Annotated in this window: 16 protein-coding genes; 4 read left to right on the forward strand and 12 right to left on the reverse strand. The window is 65.2% G+C overall.

Annotation, left to right across the window (positions count from 1 at the left end):
- Positions 1-75 precede the first annotated feature (75 nt).
- The gene (cls, locus tag VLK31_RS08005; RefSeq protein ID WP_409167841.1) at positions 76-1,521 is read left to right on the forward strand and encodes a cardiolipin synthase; all 1,446 of its coding nucleotides are present in this window, start codon (positions 76-78) and stop codon (positions 1,519-1,521) included.
- Positions 1,522-2,961, forward strand: a complete 1,440-nt coding sequence (gene sbcB / locus VLK31_RS08010) for an exodeoxyribonuclease I (RefSeq protein ID WP_409167842.1) — start codon at positions 1,522-1,524, stop codon at positions 2,959-2,961.
- 48 nt (positions 2,962-3,009) lie between these two features.
- Here the strand turns inward: sbcB and VLK31_RS08015 are convergent, their stop codons facing one another.
- Entirely contained in the window at positions 3,010-4,632 is a 1,623-nt protein-coding gene (locus VLK31_RS08015; protein WP_409167843.1) for an ATP-binding cassette domain-containing protein, read from the reverse strand.
- A 721-nt stretch (positions 4,633-5,353) separates the two neighbouring features.
- Positions 5,354-6,331, reverse strand: a complete 978-nt coding sequence (locus tag VLK31_RS08020) for a Bug family tripartite tricarboxylate transporter substrate binding protein (protein ID WP_409167844.1) — start codon at positions 6,329-6,331, stop codon at positions 5,354-5,356.
- Between the two features lie 68 nt (positions 6,332-6,399).
- Between VLK31_RS08020 and VLK31_RS08025 the strand changes: the two genes are divergently transcribed.
- A complete protein-coding gene (locus VLK31_RS08025; protein WP_409167845.1) occupies positions 6,400-7,320 on the forward strand; it encodes an NAD-dependent protein deacetylase in 921 nt (306 codons plus the stop codon).
- An 8-nt stretch (positions 7,321-7,328) separates the two neighbouring features.
- On the opposite strand, the gene VLK31_RS08030 is transcribed toward VLK31_RS08025, so the two are convergent.
- The 9 genes from VLK31_RS08030 to VLK31_RS08070 all read right to left on the reverse strand — a co-directional run bounded on the left by VLK31_RS08030 (position 7,329) and on the right by VLK31_RS08070 (position 16,113).
- The gene (locus VLK31_RS08030; protein WP_409167846.1) at positions 7,329-8,549 is read right to left on the reverse strand and encodes an immunity 26/phosphotriesterase HocA family protein; all 1,221 of its coding nucleotides are present in this window, start codon (positions 8,547-8,549) and stop codon (positions 7,329-7,331) included.
- A gap of 92 nt (positions 8,550-8,641) precedes the next feature.
- On the reverse strand, positions 8,642-9,538 hold the full coding sequence (locus VLK31_RS08035) for an oxaloacetate decarboxylase (RefSeq protein ID WP_409167847.1): 897 nt from the start codon (positions 9,536-9,538) through the stop codon (positions 8,642-8,644).
- Positions 9,539-9,570: 32 nt separating this feature from the next.
- On the reverse strand, positions 9,571-10,785 hold the full coding sequence (locus tag VLK31_RS08040) for an ABC transporter substrate-binding protein (protein ID WP_409167848.1): 1,215 nt from the start codon (positions 10,783-10,785) through the stop codon (positions 9,571-9,573).
- A gap of 41 nt (positions 10,786-10,826) precedes the next feature.
- On the reverse strand, positions 10,827-11,570 hold the full coding sequence (locus VLK31_RS08045) for an ABC transporter ATP-binding protein (protein WP_409167849.1): 744 nt from the start codon (positions 11,568-11,570) through the stop codon (positions 10,827-10,829).
- Complete coding sequence (locus VLK31_RS08050; RefSeq protein ID WP_409167850.1) at positions 11,554-12,405, reverse strand: ABC transporter ATP-binding protein; 852 nt, start codon at positions 12,403-12,405, stop codon at positions 11,554-11,556. The genes VLK31_RS08045 and VLK31_RS08050 overlap by 17 nt, the downstream gene beginning before the upstream one ends.
- Positions 12,402-13,385, reverse strand: a complete 984-nt coding sequence (locus VLK31_RS08055; protein WP_409167851.1) for a branched-chain amino acid ABC transporter permease — start codon at positions 13,383-13,385, stop codon at positions 12,402-12,404. Before VLK31_RS08055 ends, VLK31_RS08050 begins: the two co-directional genes overlap by 4 nt.
- A gap of 10 nt (positions 13,386-13,395) precedes the next feature.
- A complete protein-coding gene (locus VLK31_RS08060; protein ID WP_409167852.1) occupies positions 13,396-14,259 on the reverse strand; it encodes a branched-chain amino acid ABC transporter permease in 864 nt (287 codons plus the stop codon).
- Between the two features lie 16 nt (positions 14,260-14,275).
- A complete protein-coding gene (locus VLK31_RS08065) occupies positions 14,276-14,830 on the reverse strand; it encodes a 3-isopropylmalate dehydratase (protein WP_409167853.1) in 555 nt (184 codons plus the stop codon).
- Positions 14,827-16,113, reverse strand: a complete 1,287-nt coding sequence (locus VLK31_RS08070) for a 3-isopropylmalate dehydratase large subunit (protein ID WP_409167854.1) — start codon at positions 16,111-16,113, stop codon at positions 14,827-14,829. Before VLK31_RS08070 ends, VLK31_RS08065 begins: the two co-directional genes overlap by 4 nt.
- A gap of 171 nt (positions 16,114-16,284) precedes the next feature.
- Between VLK31_RS08070 and VLK31_RS08075 the strand changes: the two genes are divergently transcribed.
- Complete coding sequence (locus VLK31_RS08075; RefSeq protein ID WP_409167855.1) at positions 16,285-17,100, forward strand: IclR family transcriptional regulator; 816 nt, start codon at positions 16,285-16,287, stop codon at positions 17,098-17,100.
- A gap of 1 nt (position 17,101) precedes the next feature.
- On the opposite strand, the gene VLK31_RS08080 is transcribed toward VLK31_RS08075, so the two are convergent.
- Positions 17,102-18,388, reverse strand: a complete 1,287-nt coding sequence (locus tag VLK31_RS08080) for an amidohydrolase family protein (RefSeq protein ID WP_409167856.1) — start codon at positions 18,386-18,388, stop codon at positions 17,102-17,104.
- Positions 18,389-18,403 lie beyond the last annotated feature (15 nt).

Consider the following 18,403-nt stretch of genomic DNA (forward strand, 5'->3'; position numbering starts at 1 on the left):
GCCGGCCTTTTTCTTTGGCTGCGCCCCTCCCCAGACTCTGTCTCCAACCTCTGTCTTCAACCTCTTTCCCCCGCCTTGATCCTCCCCGTTATCAGCCCCGAATGGAAAACCGGCCTCTCCCTGGCGTGGAGTGGCTACATCGCCGTGCTGTCCATCTGGATCGTGATGCAAAAGCGCGCGCCGGTGTCCACCATGAGCTGGATCCTGTCGCTCGCGCTGCTGCCGTTCGCGGGCTTCGTCGTCTATTACTTTCTGGGGCCGCAGCGCCTGCGCAAGCAACGGCTCAAGCGGCTGCGCAGCCGGGCCGGCGCCTCCGCCCAGGCCGACGTGGCGCGGCTGCGCGACGCCGGGCAGCACGCGCCGCCCGCACTGCAGCAGATGGCCAGGCTGGGCACGGCGACCTGCGGGCTGCCGGTGTCGAGCGCGGTCGATGTCGAGCTGCTCTCGGGCGGCGCGCGCACCTTCGACGCCATCTTCGACGCGGTGCGCGCCGCGAAGGACCACGTTCACCTCGAGTACTACATCTTCGAGCCCGACAAGATCGGCACCGCGCTGCGCGACCTGCTGGTCGAGCGCGCGAAGCAGGGCGTGACAGTGCGCCTGCTGATCGACGCGCTGGGCTCCAAGCGAATCGGGCGCAAGTTCATGGCGCCGATGCACGCGGCGGGCGTGAAGGTGGCGCTGTTCCATGACACCAAGATCGGCCGGCGCCTGCGCCCCGTGACCAACTACCGCACCCACCGCAAGATCGTGGTGTGCGACGGCCGCGTGGGCTTCACGGGCGGCGTGAACATCACCGACGAGGAAGACAAGCGCACCAACCCCGACGCGTACCACGACGTGCACCTGCGCATCGAGGGCAGCGCGGTGCGCTGGCTGCAGACCACCTTTCTGGAAGACTGGACCTACGCCACCGGCGAAGACCCGCGCGGCATCGACGACACGCTGAACGCGTTGCTGCCGCAGCTGGAGGCGGGCAACATTCCGGTGCAGATCGTTACCAGCGGCCCCGACAACGCGATGGAAGCCATCCACCGCATGCATGTGGAGGCCATTCATTCGGCCACCACCCGCGCCTGGCTCACCACGCCGTACTTCGTGCCCGGCGAGCCCGCGCTCATGGCGCTCACCAGTGCCGCGCTGCGCGGTGTCGATGTGCGCCTGCTGGTGCCGCGGCGCAGCGATTCGGCCATCGTGAGCGCGGCGGCGCGCTCGTACTTCGACGAGCTCATTGCCGCGGGCGTGAAGGTCTGGGAGTACAAGGCGCGCATGCTGCACTCCAAGACCCTGGTGGTGGACGACCATTGCGCGATGATCGGCACCGCCAATTTCGACAACCGCAGCTTTCGCCTCAATTTCGAGGTGTGCGCGGTGGTTTATGGTCCGGAACTGGCGCGGCCGCTGGCGTCGCAGTTCGAAACCGACCTGCACAGCGCCGGCGCGGTGCGCGCCCAACGGCCCCAACCTTTCTGGCGCCGCCTGGGCGACGCCATTGCGCGTTTGTTTTCACCCCTGCTCTGAATGAACCACACCTTTCTCTGGCACGACTACGAAACCTTCGGCGCCGTGCCGCGCCGCGACCGCCCCTCGCAGTTTGCCGCCATCCGCACCGACGCCGAGCTGAACGAAGTCGGCGAGCCGCTGATGATCTATTGCAAGCCCGCGCCGGACTACCTGCCCAGCCCCGAGGCGTGCCTGATCACCGGCATCACGCCGCAGGTGTGCCTGGAGCGCGGCATGCCCGAGCATGAATTTGCCGCGCACATCGAAAAAGCCTTCTCCGAGCCCGGCACCATCGGCGTGGGCTACAACACCATTCGCTTCGACGACGAGGTCACGCGCTTCCTGTTCTGGCGCAACCTCATCGACCCGTATGCGCGCGAATGGCAGAACGACTGCGGCCGCTGGGACCTGCTGGACGTGGTGCGCCTCACCTACGCGCTGCGCCCCGACGGCATTCAGTGGCCCAAGAAGGAAGACGGCAAGCCCAGCTTCAAGCTCGAAGACCTTGCGCGCGCCAACGGCCTGCTGCACGAGTCGGCGCACGATGCGCTCTCTGACGTGCGCGCAACCATCGCGCTGGCGCGGCTCATTCGCGACAAGCAACCCAAGCTGTTCGACTTTGCCTTCAGCCTGCACAAGAAAGACCGCGTGGCCACCGAGCTGGGCCTGCCCGCGATGCGCGAGACCGCCAAGCCCTTTCTGCATGTGTCGGGCATGTTCCCGGTCGAGCGTGGCTGCATCGCCATCATGTGGCCGCTGGCCAGCCACCCGACCAACAAGAACGAACTGCTGGCCTGGGATTTGGCGCACGACCCGAGCGAGCTGCGCGACCTGGACGCCGACACCTTGCGCCTGCGCCTGTTCACCCGCAGCGCCGACCTGCCCGAAGGCATGGTGCGCCTGCCCATGAAGGGCGTGCACCTGAACAAGTCGCCGATGGTGGTGGGCAACCTGCGCACGCTGGCGCCCGCCATGGCCGAGCGCTGGAACATCGACCTCGACACCGCCATGCGCCACGCCGCCATCGCGCGCGACCTGCCCGACATGAGCGCCATCTGGTCCCAGGTGTACGCCCGCCCGAAAGAGGCCACACCGGACGTCGACGAAGACCTCTACGGCGGCTTCGTCGGCAACGCCGACCGCCGCCGCCTGAACCAGTTGCGCGCGCTGTCGCCCGAAGAGCTGGCCAAGGACCGCACCGGCTTCGACGACAGCCGACTCGACGAGATCCTGTTTCGCTACCGCGCGCGCAACTGGCCCGCGCTGCTCAGCGAAGACGAGGCCGAGCGCTGGGAGGCGCTGCGCGTGGCCAAGCTGTTCAAGGGCGAGGGCGGGGCGCGCACCATCGAGATGCTGTTCAGCGAAGTCGATGCGCTTTCGGAGAACGCCGACGAGCGCGGCGAGGAGATTCTTGGCGCGCTCTACGAGTACGCCGAGGCCATCGCGCCAGAGGCCTGATCGCGCTGCCCTTGAGCGTGATGACAAAGATGCTTTTGCAGTGCGTCGCTAAGCAGTTGCCAAAGCGGAATTGCCGATCTTTTCCTCATTTCCCAAAATGTCGACGAAGTCGAATTCGATGCCTTTGATATCCCGATGCGTCACCACAAATACGGTGGCGCATCGCAATTCTCTGCGTATCAGCTCCCAGGTTTTTGACTCCGAGCTTCTGTCCATGGAGTTTGTCGCTTCGTCGAAAAAAACCAACTCCGGGGCTCGCACCAAAATTCTGCAGATCGCCAGAAATTGCGCTTCCCCTGCGGACAGCGAACCGACATCTGAGTCGATATCGACCGGGCTGTTTCCAAGCTTGCGGCTCCAGAAATACCAATAGCCGTTCACCCTTTCTTTTCCAATGGTTTCATCGCCAAGGGAAATGTTCTCGAAGACAGAACCTCTAATTGTTGCGGGGGCGGGATTGAGGTAGTGAGTTTTTGTGGGTTGGAACAAACCCAGGCCGAGAATTTCATGATTTATTTTCTTGAGATGCGTGGATTTACCGACGCCGGAAGGCCCCTTGACGCAAATCCAGGAGCCTTTGCCTATCGTGAGCGTTTTGGCACGCAAAAAATAATCTGGCGATTGATCGAAAAGAATATGCTCCCACTCGTTCGCGCGTGAAATCGAGAAGGGCGCTTGTGCACCGCTTTTTTCCATATCTGCCAACAAGTCATACCCTCCCTTGATGGCAATCAAACCATTCTGCATGCTGTTAATTGCCAGAGATGCACTGGACAGCGGACCGAGAATTCGATCCAGATAGATCACGAGCAAAAAGAAGCTGCCCGCTGTCGACGAAACCAATCCCATCTGAAATACGGCACCCGCCATCACCGCGCCATAAATGACGCATGTGATGCCCGTCTGATAAAGCCCCCGCTCTGTTTTGATCGAGAAGAATCGGCGGTATTTGTCCAACGCGGCTTCGACCGACCTGGAAAGTCTGGCCTCCAGAAAGGCGCCGGCATTGAACTCGCGCACCAAACCCGGGTTTGAGATGTATTCGGAGAAAAAAGACGCGGTCATGTTATCTGCTTGATTTGCGTCGTTTGCTGCCGACAATTCCTTGTCGCGCTTGAAAGACACGCCAATCATGAAAACCAACCCGCCGACCACAATGTAGGCGACCAGCATGGGGCCGATGGAGATACCAATGGCAACACAGGCGACAGTCAACTGAATAAGCGTGGGAATAATGACGGCCAACAAACCGTGCAGAAAACCAATACACCCCATTTCCATTTTGGAAATGATGGATGTCTTCTCCGCAACCCATGCGCTTGCGTCGCCCCCTCGTCCCTCACGGCGCGGGATTTTTGCAATTCTGCCTGCAATCAAAGAGCAGAATGCAAAAGAAACTCTGTACAAAACGGGATTGATGACAATCCATCGTACATCCGCGATTGCCTCGCCCATGAATCGCAATAGCAAATACACCATGGCAAACGCCATCACGCTTTGGCCTGCCTCTAGCCCTCCGTGGCTCATTGCGTCTATGGCTTTTGCCATGTACAGCGGGGAAATTCCGGAAAATAACGCGGATCCAGCGACCACAGACAATGCTGTTGCCAATAATCTGATAGACCGCAGATCATAACTGCTTCGCAGGTCCAGAAATGCAGAGCGAAGCATCCGGGAGCCAAAAAATGAAAAGAACAAAATACATACCCTATTTTTTAATTAGAAACGGCTCTATTTTGGCTGCTGACAAAATTTTCCAGTTCAGATCGAAGTCGAACTGCATCGGATTAATTGCACGAACTTAGGCTTCTTTCTATTCTCGCATCCAAGGAATTCTGCAGCCTCAATTTCTCAAAAGGAACCGGTCCAGTGCATAGGGTTTGACACATCCTTGCAGTCTTCGATTCAGACTTAATTATGTAGGATGTCGGTTGTCGAATTGTGCGGCGAACCCGAGTACTTGATTTACCCTGATGTAAGTTAGGTTGTGCGTAATGTTTGTGAATGGTTAATAAATACCGATCTCAAAATTGAGATTGACAAAATCTGTCAAGCGACGACGCGATCAGCATCAGGCAGTGCACGGCAGCGTCATGACGCGCAGCAACCCTAATTCACGTAGATGAAATCGCTCGAGAAATTGCGATCCTTACAATAGTATTCGAGAGTTATTTCTGGAAAAACGGAAATTGATTTATTGATCCAGGCCACGGTTTTCAAACTGGCGGAGTTTCAGAAATGACTTGGCCCCGCTTCCATTGGAAAGCGGGGCCAGAATTCCCAATATGCGCTGATCGATGAATTACATGCGTTCAATCATGACCCGCCCGGAGTCCGAGCCATTGACCCGCATAGCACCCGCGCTCAGGTGCGTAAAGTCACAGCGCGGCACCTACAGCTTGATCCCCGCGCCCTTCACCGTCGGCCCCAGCACCTCGACCTGTTCCTTCACGAATCCGTTGAACATGGCCACCGATTCCGGCTTGGCCACGATGCCCAGTTCGGTCAGCTTCTTCTGGATCTCGGGCATCACCAGCACCTCGTTGCACGCCGCGTTGAGCCGTGCCACCACGTCCGGCGGCAGCCTGGCCGGGCCCGAGAGACCGAAGAAGTTCTCCAGCACCAGCCTGGGCTGATGAAGCTCGACCATCGTCGGCACGTCGGGCATCAGCGGGGAGCGCTGGGTGCCCGTTACCGCCAGCGGCACCAGTTGGCCGCTCTTGAAGAACGGCACGTACGAGGTGATGACGTCGATGCCCACCGGAATGGTGTTGGCGATCAGGTCGGTGGTCATGGGCGCGCCGCCGCGGTAGGGCACGTGCACCATGTTGATTCCGGTGGTCTTCTTGAGCAGTTCGCCGTGGATGTGGCCGATGGAGCCCGGCCCGCCGGAGCCGAAATCCATGCGCCCGTCCTTGCGCGCGATGGCCTCGAAGTCGGCGTAGCTCTTGATGCCCGACGGCTTGCTGGCCATGACCACCAGCGGCGCCGCGCCCAGGTAGGCGATGTGCGTGAAGCCCGTCACCGGGTCGTAGGGCTGCTTGTCGAGCGTGAACGGCCCGAGCGCGATGGGCGTGGTGTTCGACAGCATCAGCGTGTAGCCGTCGGCCGCCGCGGACGCCACCTGCGCGCCGCCGATGGTGCCGCCCGCGCCGGGCTTGTTGTCGACCACCACGGGTTGGCCCAGCTTCTTCGTGAGCTGCTCGGCCATCACGCGCGCCAGCACGTCGCTGGAGCCGCCGGGCGGGAAGGTCACGAGGATCTTGATGGCGCGGTCGGGCCATTGAGCGAAGGCCGGCAGCGCGGCCGAAGCCATGCCCGTGGCCAGGAGTTGCAGCGCGCCGCGGCGCGTGAGGCGAAAGGGGGGCATGGCGTTCTCCGATGACGGTTAAGAAGAAGGCCTTTAGCAGGATTCGAGCCGCCGACTTATGCTGCCGCATGCCAGCAAACGCCACTGCAAGCGCCACGCCGAGCGCCACCCCGAGCACCACTCCGAGCGCCACCCCGAGCATCACTCCGATCACTACTGCCAGCGCCACTGCCAACGCCGCCGCGCTCGCCGACTTCGCCACCCGCCACCCCAAGCTCTTCGTGCTCACCGGCGCGGGCTGCAGCACCGAGTCGGGCATTCCCGACTACCGCGACGTGAAGGGCGAATGGAAGCGCCCCTCGCCCGTCACCTACCAGGCCTTCATGGGCGAGGAGCTGACGCGCCGCCGCTACTGGGCGCGCAGCCTGATCGGCTGGCCGACCATGGCCGGCGCCCGCCCCGGGGCGGCACACCGCGCGCTCGCGCAAATGGAGCAGGCCGGCCGCGTGGGCCTGCTGCTGACCCAGAACGTCGATGGCCTGCATGACGCCGCCGGCAGCCGCGCCCCCATCGACCTGCACGGGCGCATCGACACCGTGCGCTGCATGGCGTGCGAACGCCGCATGCCGCGCGCCGCGTTGCAGCTCGAACTGCGCGCGCGCAACCCGCACTGGGCCGCGCTGGAAGCCCGTGCCGCACCCGACGGCGACGCCGACCTCGAAGGCCACGACTTCGCTGCCTTCGACGTGCCCGCGTGCGCGCACTGCGGCGGCTTGCTCAAGCCCGACGTGGTGTTCTTCGGCGAGAGCGTGCCGAAGGAGCGCGTTGCGGCCGCCTTCGCTGCGCTGGAAGAAGCCGATGCGGTGCTCGTGGCCGGCTCGTCGTTGATGGTGTATTCGGGCTTTCGTTTCGTGCAGGCGGCCGCCGCGGCAGGCAAGCCCGTGGCGGCGGTGAACCTGGGGCGCACGCGGGCGGATGAGTTGCTCACGCTGAAGGTCGAACGCCCGGTGGGCGAGGCGCTGGCGGAGCTGGCCGGCCAACTGGGCTGAAGGCCAATCTAGGGACGCGCGTTCGCCTTCGCCTTGCCTTTGGCCTTGGTCTTCACCTTGGGCTCGGGCGCCGCCGGCTGCATGTGCGCAATGAAGGCCTCGGGCGACAGGCTCCCGGTGCAGGCCGCATAGCTGGCGTAGTCCAACGCGTCCACACAGCCGATCTCGCCCAGCACCCGCTTCAAGGCGGCGGCGTGACCGGGGTGCCGCAGGTTCCTGGGCCGCATCGGCACGCGGCCTGCCAACGCCTGCTGCAGCGGTGTGCGGTCCAGCATGCCGATGCCCATGCCGCTGTCGGTTTTCTCGCCAATGGCGGCATCTGCCAGCCGCTGCCAGCCGAAGCCCCAGTAGAAGAACGCATGCGCATCCTGCGTGGGGGCCGTGCCGACGCCGCAGGGAAAGTCGATGTCTCCCGGCACCAGCGTCTTGCGCCCGACGACGGGGAACTGCCCCCAGAAGAGCTCGTTGTCCATCATGGTCTGCGCCGGCAGCAGCGGCCATGCGCAGAGGGTTTCGATGCCCGGGTCGCGCTCGGCCGAGGCGCCATCGAACAGCCGCACGATCAGCGGCACCGCCATCACATAGCCCCATGGATGGTCCGGCGGCAGCAGGCCTGCCGCACGAATGTCCTTGAGGCTGCCCAGCAGCAGGCCGAAGCCGTAGCGCGTGTCGTCGATGCGAAAGCGAAAGACATCGCCCGCGCCGTACTTCAGTTGCTGGCGCGGCGCTGACTTCATCTCGGCAATCTCCGCGCGCAGCCCGTCGCAGATGCGCGTCATGCGCGCGCGCAGGTAGCCGCGCAGCTCGGCATGGTTGTGCAGCTGGTCGTCCTGCCAGAAATCGATGGCGCGCATGTTGCGCGTGTTGAGCGCACGCATGCCCGATTGCTCGAGCCGCTCGCCGATGAACGAGACATTGAACCAGCGCCCGTTGGCCAGCTCCGTCATGAGCAGCACGGCCGCGGTGATCTTGCGTTCCTTGCCGCGCGCGGTTTTGGGAAGCAGGAAGGCGCGCTCGCGTGTCTCGAGCGCCACGTCGACTTCGACATAGCCATCGGCGCTCGCGCGGAAGAACTTGCGCAGTGTGTCGCCGTCGAAGAAGGCCACGGTGTCCTTGAACATCACGCGCTCCCAGTGCGGCGGCACCGGGTCAAGGCCGACGCTCTCGCGCTCCGCGTTGTCGAGTTCGAAGACAGGGTGAGACGAAGGCGTGGAGGGCAGCTTGGGCATGCCCTCCATCCTAGTTGCCGCAGATGCCGCAGTTGCCGGAAATGCCGGCGATGCGGGTCATAACCGCGATACGGGTCAGGCCGGCCCGGTGCTCAGGCCGCGCGCTTCAACGCCGGCGCATCCACCTCGTAATACGCCTGCCGTTGCTCGATGGCGTTCCAGCCGATCACTTCCTTGAACGCCGGCATCGTCGTCTGCCCGCTCGGCAGCCCGTCGACATCGCCCGTGCGGCGCTCCGACAGCACCTGCAGGTTGGCCTGCAGCGCATGCACCGTGCTCATCAGCGTGACGATGGGGTAGGTCGCAAACGCCGCCACCGACTCGATCTGCGCATGGCTCAGCTGCGCCATCCACAGCCCCTGCATCAGCTGCAGCGAGAGGCGCCGGCCCGTGGCCTCCTTGAGCTTCACCAGGTCGTCGAAGCCCTTGAAGGTGCGCGAGATCGGCTGGATCAGGTCGGCGCCGGCCTCTGCGTACTGGCACGCGCGGTCGGTCGCTTCCGAAGGGTCGATGGCATCGGTGCGCGCCACGATCAACAAGTCGGGGTCCTGGCGCGCATCCACCGCCGCGCGGATCTTTGCGACCGCGTCGCGCACTGGCACCAGCGGCATGGTGGTGGCCGCCGCGGGGCAGCGCTTGGGGCTGAACTGGTCTTCGATGGAGATCGCGACCACGCCGGTTTTTTCGAACTCGCGCACGGTGCGCGCCACGTTGATCACGTTGCCGTAGCCGGTGTCGGCGTCGGCAAAGATCGGCTTCTTCACGATGTTGGCGATGCGGTTCACCACGCCCACGTTTTCGGTGAGCGTGTACAGCTCCACATCGGGCTGGCCCAGCAGCGAGGCCGAGATGCCGAAGCCGGTGGTGAAGATGCCGTCGAAGCCCGACTGGTCGACAAGCAGCGCCGACAGCGCGTCCTGCGCGCCGGCCATCCAGAAGGTGGGGCCGGAGGTGATGCGCGCGCGCATCGTCTTGCGAACTGAGGTCATGGGGGAATTGCTCCTTCAGGAAAGTGGGCGAATCAACGCTTGACGGGGTCGATGTACCCGCCGAGCGACACAAACTTCTGGTCTTTCAGTTCCATCAGCGCCACGCCGGTCTGACCGCGCCGCGCATAGCCGCCCGCGCTCAGCGGCTGGAACGAAATCTTCGGGCCGATCTTCTGGTCGAAGCTGGCCATGCCGTCCAGCGCGGCCACCACCTTGGCGCGGCTGGGCTCGTTGCCCGCGCGCTTGAGCGACTCCACCGCCACGGCCGCGGCCGAGTAGCCCATCAGCGCCGTGGAGGAGGGGGCCGACTTCGGGTACAGCCTGGTGTAGCGCGCAAAGAAGTCCTTGATGGCCGGGTTGTCGCCTTCCACCGCGTCGTAGTACGAGGCCACGTACAGCTTGGCCGGGCTCTTGCCCAGCAGCTCCACAAACTTGGGGTCGTTCAGCCCGCCCGCGCCAAACACGGTCGGCTTCCAGCCCAGCTTTTCCGCGCCGCGGAAAAACAGCACCGCCTCCTGGCCCAGCGCATAGACGATCACCACGTCGGGCTCGGCCTGCTTAAGCTTGAACACCTGCGAGGTGATGTCGGTGGCAAAGCGCTCGAAGCTCTGCGCCTCCACCAGCTTCAGGCCGTGCTTTTCGAGCTGCTTGCTCGCAATGTCGTAGGCCGGCTTGCCCCACCCGTCGTTCTGGTAAAGCATGGCGATCTTCTTGGCCTTGAGCTTGTCCACCGCGTAGTCGATGTAGGCCGCCGTTTCGGTCGACTGCGGCGACGGCAGCACGTACAGCAGCTCGCGCGGCGGCGTGCTGGTCAGGTCGGAAATGCTCAGCGCGCCGATGGTCGGCACCTTCTTAGTGGAGCTGTATTCGTAGGCGCTGATGTTGGTGGCGTGGCCGATGTTGCCCACCATGGCCAGCACGTTGTCGCGCTCGATGAGCAGCTTGGCGTTGGCCACCGACTTTGCGGGCTTGAGCTCGTCGTCGTAGGTGATGAGCTTGATCTTTCGGCCGTTCACGCCGCCTTGCTCGTTCACCATGTCGAAGTAGGTGCGAATGCCTTCGTCCACCGCCTTGCCCATGTAGGCCAGCGTGCCCGACATCGGCTGCGAGGAGCCGAGCACGATCTCTTTGTCGAGCACGCCTTCGGCCTTGTTCTCGAAGGCGAAGGCCAGGTTCGGCAATGCGGCGGCGCACAGCAGGGCGGCGCCGGTGGCGAGCACGGTGCGGCGGGAAGCGATCTTGTTCATGGGTGTTGTCTCCTGTCGTTGATGTGGGGGAATCTTTTTGCTCAGCCGCCCAGGTAGGCGCGGCGAATGTCCTCGTTGCCGGCCAGCTCCGCGGCCGGCCCGTGCATGACGACGCGGCCGGTCTCTATGACGTAGCCCTCGTCGGAAATGTCCAGGGCAATGTCGGCGTCCTGCTCCACGATCAGCAGCGTGAGCCGCTCGCGGTCGCGAATGTCGCGCAGCGTGGAGAAGATGGCGTCTTTCAGGATGGGCGCCACGCCCATCGAGGGCTCGTCCAGCATCAGCAGGCGGGGCTTGGCCAGCAGGCCGCGCGCAATGGCCAGCATCTGCTGCTCGCCGCCCGACAGCGTGCCGGCGCGCGAGGTGATGCGCTCCTTCAGCCGCGGAAAGTAGCCCAGCACGCGCTCGATGTCCTCGCGCACCTCGCCGGCCGGTCGGGTGTAGCCGCCGAGCACCAGGTTCTCCTTGACGGACAGCTGCGCGAACACCATTCGGCCCTGCGGCACGTGCACCACGCCGCGGCGCACCAGCTGTTCGGTCGGCACGTTGGCAATGCTGCGCCCGTCGAACACCGCGGTGCCGCCCGTTACCGGCAGCAGGCCGGAGAGCGCGCGCATCAGCGTGGTCTTGCCCGCGCCGTTGGCGCCCAGCACGCACACGATGCCGGCCTGCGGCACCTCGATCGACACGCCATGCAGCGCGCGGATCTTGCCGTAGGCCGCGCTCAGGTTGTCCACGCGCAGCAGCGGTTCCCCGCGCTTTGGTTCTTCAACGGCGTTTGCCACTCTTGCCTCCTCCGAGATAGGCCTCGACCACGGCCGGGTTCTGTTCTATTTCGCGCGGCGAGCCCTGCGCCAGGAAGGCGCCGTTGTGCATCACGGTGATGGTGTCGGAGATCGACATCACCAGCGGCATGCTGTGCTCGATGAGCAGCAGCGTGGCGCCCGTGGCCTGCTGCAGCCGGCGCAGCGTGTCGCCCAGCGCGTCGATCTCGCGGTTGTTCATGCCCGCGGCGGGCTCGTCCAGCAGCATCAGCACCGGCTCCAGCGCCATGGCGCGCGCCAGTTCCACCAGCTTCTGCGTGCCGTAGGGCAGGTCGCGCACCAGCGTGTGGGCATGCGCGCCCAGCTTCAGGCTGTCGATGATCTGCTGCGTGCGCTCGCGCTGTTCGCGCTCCTCGCGGCGCTGGCGCGGCAGCCGCAGCAGCGCTTCGGCCAGCGTGCAGCGCATGGCGCCCGAGCGCGCGATGAGCACGTTGTCGAACACCGTGAGTTCCGCGAACAGCTCCAGGTTCTGAAAGGTGCGCGCAATGCCCATGCGCGAGATCTGGTGCGCCTTGCACTTAAGCAGGTCGTGCTCGCCGCGCGCGGTGCGCAGGCGCATGGCGCCCTTTTGCGGTGTGTAGAAGCGGCTGATGCAGTTGAGCATCGTGGTCTTGCCCGCGCCGTTCGGGCCGATCAGCGCGTGCACCGTGCCGGGCATCACGTCGAAGCTCACGTCCTGCACCGCGACGATGCCGCCGAAGCTCATGCGCACGTCCTGCAGCGACAGCAAGGGGGCTGCGCCGGCCGGAGGTTGCGCCCGAGTGGCGACAGGCGCGCCGTCGATCGTCGCCCTCATCGCGGCACCTCCGTGCCGGAGTTGCCTGCGGCCGCGTCCGCGCCCGGCACCTTCTTGCGCTTGAGCAGGCTGGCCAGCCCGTCGGGCAGGAACATCAGCGCCAGGATCATCGCCACGCCGTACAGCGCGCGCTGGAACTGGTCGAAGCCGAAGTAGGTGAGCAGCTGCGGCGCGCCAATGACGAACACCGCGCCCAGCACCGAGCCCATGATCGACCCCAGCCCGCCCACGATCACCATCGACACGAAGCTGATCGACACCATGATGTTGAACAGCGACGGGTCGATGAAGCGCACCACCGGCGCATACAGCGCACCCGACAGGCCCGTGTAGAACGCGCACACGCCGAAGGCAATGAGCTTGAGCTTGGTGGCGTTCAGCCCCAGCGCGCGCGAGGCCGTCTCGCTGCCCTTGAGCGCGAGAAAGCCGCGCCCGAAATGGCTCTGAGACAGGTTGCGCGCAACCCACAGCGCAGCGCCCAGCACCACCGCCACGAACAGGTGGTAGGCCCGCTCGTCCAGCGCAAAGCCGAACAGCGTGGGGCCGGGCGCGCCCATGCCGTTTTCGCCGCCCGTGAGCTCGCCGCCGGACTTGGCTATTTCCACCGAGATCATCACGAAGCCCAGCGTGGCGATGGCCAGGAACACTTCTTCCAGCCGCAGCACCGGCAGCGCCAGCAGCACGCCCACCACCGTGGCAATGGCCGCCGCAATGAGCATCGACAACACCAGCGGCACACCGAAGTGCGTCGTGAGAATGGCGCTGCCGTAGGCGCCGATGCCGAAGAACACCGCGCCGGCCATCGAGATAAGGTTGGTGTAGCCGGTGAGGATGTTGGTGCCGAAGGACGCGAGCGTGTAGATCAGCACCAGCGTGAAGATGTAGAGCACGTAGCCGCCCGGAATGAGCGGTGCAAGCACGAACAGCAGCACGAAGGCGAGCGGCGCCAGCCAGGGCCGCGAATCGAAAAGGCGTGTCATGGGGTTTGCCTCAGACTTTCTTGACCTGGCGCCGCGCCAGCAGGCCGTGCGGCCGCAGGATCAGGATGGCCAGCATCACGATGAAGGGCACCGCGTCCTTCCATTCGGAGGACAGGTAGGCGCCGGTGAGGTTGGAGGTCACGCCGATGATCACGCCGCCCAGCAGCGCGCCCGGCATGCTGCCGATGCCGCCGAGCACCGCCGCCGCAAAGGCGAAGTGCAGGGCGCTTTGCATCATCGAGAAGTGCACGAAGGTGAGCGGCGCAATCAGCAGGCCCGCGGCCGCCGCAATCACATGCGACAGCGCCCAGGCCAGCGAGTAGATGCGCTTGATGGGTATGCCCATGAGCCGCGCGGCCGTGGGGTTCTCCATGGTGGCCTGCATCGCGATGCCCAGCCGCGTGAAGCGAAAGAACGCGAACAGCGCGCCGGCCAGCGCCGCGCACACGCCCACGATGCCCAGGTCGATGCCCGCGACAATCACGCCGCCCACGTCGATGGGCGCGGCCGGGAACACGCTGGGCAGCTCCTGCGTGTCCTTGCCCCAGATCCAGATGGCGAGGTCGCCGAAGATCAAAAAGAGCCCCAGCGTGCAGATGGCCGACGACAGCAGCGCCTTGCCGATGAAGCGGCGAATGATGAAGCGCTCTATCAGCATGCCCAGCGCCGCGCCGAACAGCAGCACCAGCGGCACCACGGCCCACATCGGCAGGCCCAGGCGCACGAGGGTGCAGGCGGTGAACGCCGAGAGCATGGCCGCCTCGCCGTGCGCAAAGTTGAGGATGCCGGTCGCCTTGAACACCATCACGATGCCCAGGGCAATCAGCCCGTAGATGGCGCCCAGGGCGACGCCGCTCACGATCATCTGGAGCATGCGGTGCGCTCCAGGCTCAGGCCACGGAAGACGTGGCGGGCGCAGCAGGCGACGGTTCGCCCTGCTTTGCCAACCGTGCCTTCAGGTACGGAATGAAGCCGCCGGCCTCCAGCGTGCCACGCTCCACAGAAGACAGCCGCTCGAAAGGCAACTGCTTGCCGCTGCCAAGGTTGGTGACGGTGCTGGCTTGCCAGTCGACCTTCAGTTCGTCCCAGCGCGTGGCAATGCTGCGAATGCCGGGGCAGGTGACCAGCGGAAAGCCCATGCTGATCTCGCCACGAAAGAAGCCCGGCGAGAACGACTCGGCAATCACGCCGGCCACGCCCAGGTGGCGCATGGCGCGCATGGCGGGGTAGTGCGGGTGGCCGTAGCCGAAGTTGTGGCCGCCCACCAGCAGGTCGCCCTTTTGCACCGACTGCGCAAAGCCGGGGTCGTAGCTGGTCATGGTGACGGCGGCCAGCTCATGGATGTCGGTGAGCTTGATGTTCTTGATGCCGACGATCAGGTCGATGTCGAAGTCGTCTTCCTCAAAGATCCAGGCCGCGCGGCCTTGCAGGTTGGGCATGCTCATGCGGCGCTCCCTTCGAGGGCACGGGCCTGGGCTGCTTCAGCGAGGTACGGCCGCGGGTCTGCAATGCAGCCTTCCAGTGCGGAGGCCGCCACCACCGCCGCGTTGCAGATGAAGATTTCCGAATCCGCGCTGCCCATGCGGCCGGGCGTGTTCAGCGTGCCCGTGGACACCGCGCGCTGGCCGTCGGTCATGGTGGCGATGCGGCCGTAGCAGTAGTCGCAGCTCGACGAGCTGATGAACGCGCCCGCGTCCACCAGCGTGGCAATGAGGCCTTCGCGCGCGGCCTGCGACATGATGGCCTGCGAGGTCGGCACCACGTGCAGCTGAAAGCCCGGCTTGATGCGGCGCCCGCGCAGCACGTCGGCCGCGGCGCGCAGGTCTTCGAGCCGACCGCTGGCGCAGGAGCCGAGGTAGCCGGTGTGCACCTCCAGGCCCACGTACTCCGACAGGTCGCGCGTGTTGGCCGGGCTGGGCGGCGCCACCACGATGGGGGTGAGCGCGCTCACGTCGATGGTCACTTCGCGGTCGTACACGGCGTCGGCGTCGGGGTGCACCGGGTCGAGCGCAATCTTGGAGCGGCCTGCCGCATAGGCCATGGTCTTGGCGTCGGGCGCAATCAGCATGGTGGTCGCGCCCAGAAACATCGCCTGGCCGCAGACGGTCTGGCGGCCTTCGATGCTCATCTCGTCGATGACCGGCCCGCACAGCTCCACCACCTTGAAGCGGCAAGACGACGGGCCCAGCACGCGCACCATGTGGTGGAACACGTCGCGCGCCATCACGCCGGGTTGCAGCGTGCCGGTGAGCCTGATCTTTACCGTGCCGGGCACGGTGATCGCCATGGTTTCGCTCACGAAGGTTTCCAGCACGCTCTTGCGCGCGCCGATGGCCAGCGTGCCGAAGGCGCCCAGCTGGCTCACATGGCCGTCGAAGTGCACCGCAAAGGCGCCCGGCGTGGCGTAGCCCAGCTCGGCCGACACCTGGTGGCCGATGCCTTCGCGCTCGTGCACCGGCACGCCCTGTTCCTTGCCCCAGGCACGGGTGACCTTGTGCAGCTCTTCTTCTTTTGGCGCGGTGGCCGGCACCATGTGGTCGATGAAGAGCACGAAGCGCTCGGGGCTCGGCACCTTGTCCACGCCGAACTCTTCCTTGGCTTCCTTGAAGAACACGTCGGTGTAGCCGGGGAAGTCGTATGCAATCACAAAGTCGGGGCGGGCCAGCACTTCTTCACCGGCGCTGACGCTCTGGCGGCCGGCCACGCGGGCCAGGATTTTCTCGGTCATCGTTTGGGGCATCTGCGTTCCTTGGTATCCACAATGTGGCGACATGTGTTGTCGTCTCCCATGAATTACAGACGCGCAGGCCGTTTGCTTCGGCTGAGGTAAACCCTTAAATATCCACAATGTGGATGCAATATAAAGCGACACCTTAGAGACAAATGCAGAGGGGCAAACATGGCAGGCAAGGAATCACCACAAGGTGAGAACGCACGCACCGGCACGCAGAGCATCGAGCGCGTGGTGGGCATGCTCCGCGTTGTGGCGTCGCGCGGGCGGCGCGGCATGCGCATCGGCGAAATAGCGGCCACCAGCGGGCTGCCGCAGTCGACCTGCGCGCGCATGCTGGCGCGGCTTGAAATCGAAGGCCTGGTCGACCGCGACGTGGCCACGCGCAAATACTTTCTGGGGCCGCTGCTGCACGAGCTGGGGCTGCTCGCGCGCCCGCGCTATCGCCTGAGCGACCTGTGCGACGGCGCGCTGCACCGGCTGGCCGACCTCACGCAGGACACGCTGTACCTCAGCGAGCGCAGCGGCATGGAGGCGGTGTGCACCAACCGCGCGCTGGGCGACTTTCCGATCAAGGCGATGCCGCTGGACATCGGCATTCGCCGTCCGCTGGGCGTGGGTGCCGGCGGGCTGTCGATGCTGTGCGCCATGCCCGAGGCGGAGGCCGAGGCCATCATTCAGGCCAACGGCCACCGCTACGAAAAGTTTGCCTCGTTCACCGCCGACTTCCTGCGCGAAGCCGTGGCCCAGGGCCGCGCGCAGGGCTATGCGTTTCTGGACAGCGCGGTGACGCCCGGCACGGGCGCCATCGGCATCGCGTTTCCGCGCGAGAACCCGGTGGGCGCGATCAGCATCGCGGCCATATCGGGGCGGCTGGGCACGGACAGGCGCGACGACATGGCGCGCGAACTGCGCCGCGAGGTGCGCAAGATCGAAGCGGCGATGCTGGGCACCGCCGCCCCTGCAGTGGCAGAGGAAAGCTGACTCAGCCCGCGCGCTGCGGCGTCATCCAGCTGGTGGCGTTGCCGCGCCCTGCGATGTGCAGGCTGGCCGTGGCCGCGGGCGTTTCCGCCAGCAGTTGCCCCTTGCGAAATACCTTGAGCCGCGTGGCGCGCAGCCGGATCGCCTCGACCGGGTCGCGCGCCTGCAGCAGCACGAAGCTGGCCGCGCAGCCCGCCGCAATGCCGTAGCCCTCCAGGTGCATCACGCGCGCGGCGTTGGTCGTCACTGCCTCGAAGCACTGGCGAATGCCGGCCTGGCTGGTCATCTGCGCCACATGCAGGCCCATGTGCGCCACTTCGAGCATGTCGCCCGAACCCATGCCGTACCAGGGGTCCATCACGCAGTCGTGGCCGAACGCGACGTTCACGCCGGCAGCCATCAGTTCCGGCACACGCGTCATGCCGCGGCGTTTGGGGTAGGTGTCGTGGCGGCCTTGCAGCGTGATGTTGATGAGCGGGTTGGCAATGACCGCCACGCCGCTCTGCGCGATGAGCGGCAGCAGCTTGCTCACGTAGTAGTTGTCCATCGAGTGCATCGACGTGCAGTGCGAGCCCGTCACGCGGCCCTGCAGGCCCAGGCGCTGTGCCTCGAAGGCCAGCGTTTCGATGTGGCGTGACAGCGGGTCGTCGGACTCGTCGCAGTGCATGTCGACCAGCTTGCCGCGCTCGGCCGCCATTTCGCACAGCAGCTTCACGCTGGCCGCGCCGTCGGCCATGGTGCGTTCGAAATGCGGAATGCCGCCCACCACGTCCACGCCCTTGTCCAGGGCACGCTCGATGTTGGCCACGCCGCCTTGGGAGCGCAGCACGCCGTCTTGCGGAAACGCGACCAGTTGCAGATCGAGATAGGGCGCGACCTGGCGTTTCACCTCCAGCAGTGCATCGACCGCGAGCAGGCTCGGGTCGCTGGTGTCCACGTGCGTGCGCACCGCCAGCAGGCCTTTGGCCACGGCCCAGTCGCAGTAGGCCAGTGCGCGTTCGATGAGCGCATCGGCCGTGAGCAGCGGCTTCAGTTCGCCCCACAGCGCAATGCCTTCGAGCAGCGTGCCGCTCTGGTTGACGCGCGGCAGGCCGTAGCTCAGCGTGGCGTCCATGTGAAAGTGGGGGTCGACGAAATGCGGTGCGAGCAGCAGGCCTTGTGCGTCCAGTGTCTCGTGCGCGGGCGCGGTGAGCCCCTCGGTGACTTCGGCGATGCGCCCGTCCTGCACCGCAATCGACATGTTGGTGCGGCCGTCGGGGAGGGTGGCGTTGGTGATGAGGAGGTCGAGCATCGTGGTGGGGTCTCT

The sequence above is a fragment of the Variovorax sp. H27-G14 genome (genome assembly GCF_046156345.1).
In the GTDB taxonomy this organism is placed as follows: domain Bacteria; phylum Pseudomonadota; class Gammaproteobacteria; order Burkholderiales; family Burkholderiaceae_C; genus Variovorax.

Coding starts and splice junctions, on each gene's coding strand:
- VLK31_RS08015 (WP_409167843.1), bottom strand. CDS start 4,632: ATGCTTCGCTCTGCATTTCTGGACCTGCGAAGCAGTTATGATCTGCGG.
- VLK31_RS08035 (WP_409167847.1), bottom strand. CDS start 9,538: ATGACCTCAGTTCGCAAGACGATGCGCGCGCGCATCACCTCCGGCCCC.
- VLK31_RS08060 (WP_409167852.1), bottom strand. CDS start 14,259: ATGCTCCAGATGATCGTGAGCGGCGTCGCCCTGGGCGCCATCTACGGG.
- VLK31_RS08065 (WP_409167853.1), bottom strand. CDS start 14,830: ATGAGCATGCCCAACCTGCAAGGCCGCGCGGCCTGGATCTTTGAGGAA.
- VLK31_RS08070 (WP_409167854.1), bottom strand. CDS start 16,113: ATGACCGAGAAAATCCTGGCCCGCGTGGCCGGCCGCCAGAGCGTCAGC.
- VLK31_RS08040 (WP_409167848.1), bottom strand. CDS start 10,785: ATGAACAAGATCGCTTCCCGCCGCACCGTGCTCGCCACCGGCGCCGCC.
- VLK31_RS08020 (WP_409167844.1), bottom strand. CDS start 6,331: ATGCCCCCCTTTCGCCTCACGCGCCGCGGCGCGCTGCAACTCCTGGCC.
- VLK31_RS08075 (WP_409167855.1), top strand. CDS start 16,285: ATGGCAGGCAAGGAATCACCACAAGGTGAGAACGCACGCACCGGCACG.
- VLK31_RS08030 (WP_409167846.1), bottom strand. CDS start 8,549: ATGCCCAAGCTGCCCTCCACGCCTTCGTCTCACCCTGTCTTCGAACTC.
- VLK31_RS08025 (WP_409167845.1), top strand. CDS start 6,400: ATGCCAGCAAACGCCACTGCAAGCGCCACGCCGAGCGCCACCCCGAGC.
- VLK31_RS08080 (WP_409167856.1), bottom strand. CDS start 18,388: ATGCTCGACCTCCTCATCACCAACGCCACCCTCCCCGACGGCCGCACC.
- VLK31_RS08050 (WP_409167850.1), bottom strand. CDS start 12,405: ATGAGGGCGACGATCGACGGCGCGCCTGTCGCCACTCGGGCGCAACCT.
- sbcB (WP_409167842.1), top strand. CDS start 1,522: ATGAACCACACCTTTCTCTGGCACGACTACGAAACCTTCGGCGCCGTG.
- VLK31_RS08055 (WP_409167851.1), bottom strand. CDS start 13,385: ATGACACGCCTTTTCGATTCGCGGCCCTGGCTGGCGCCGCTCGCCTTC.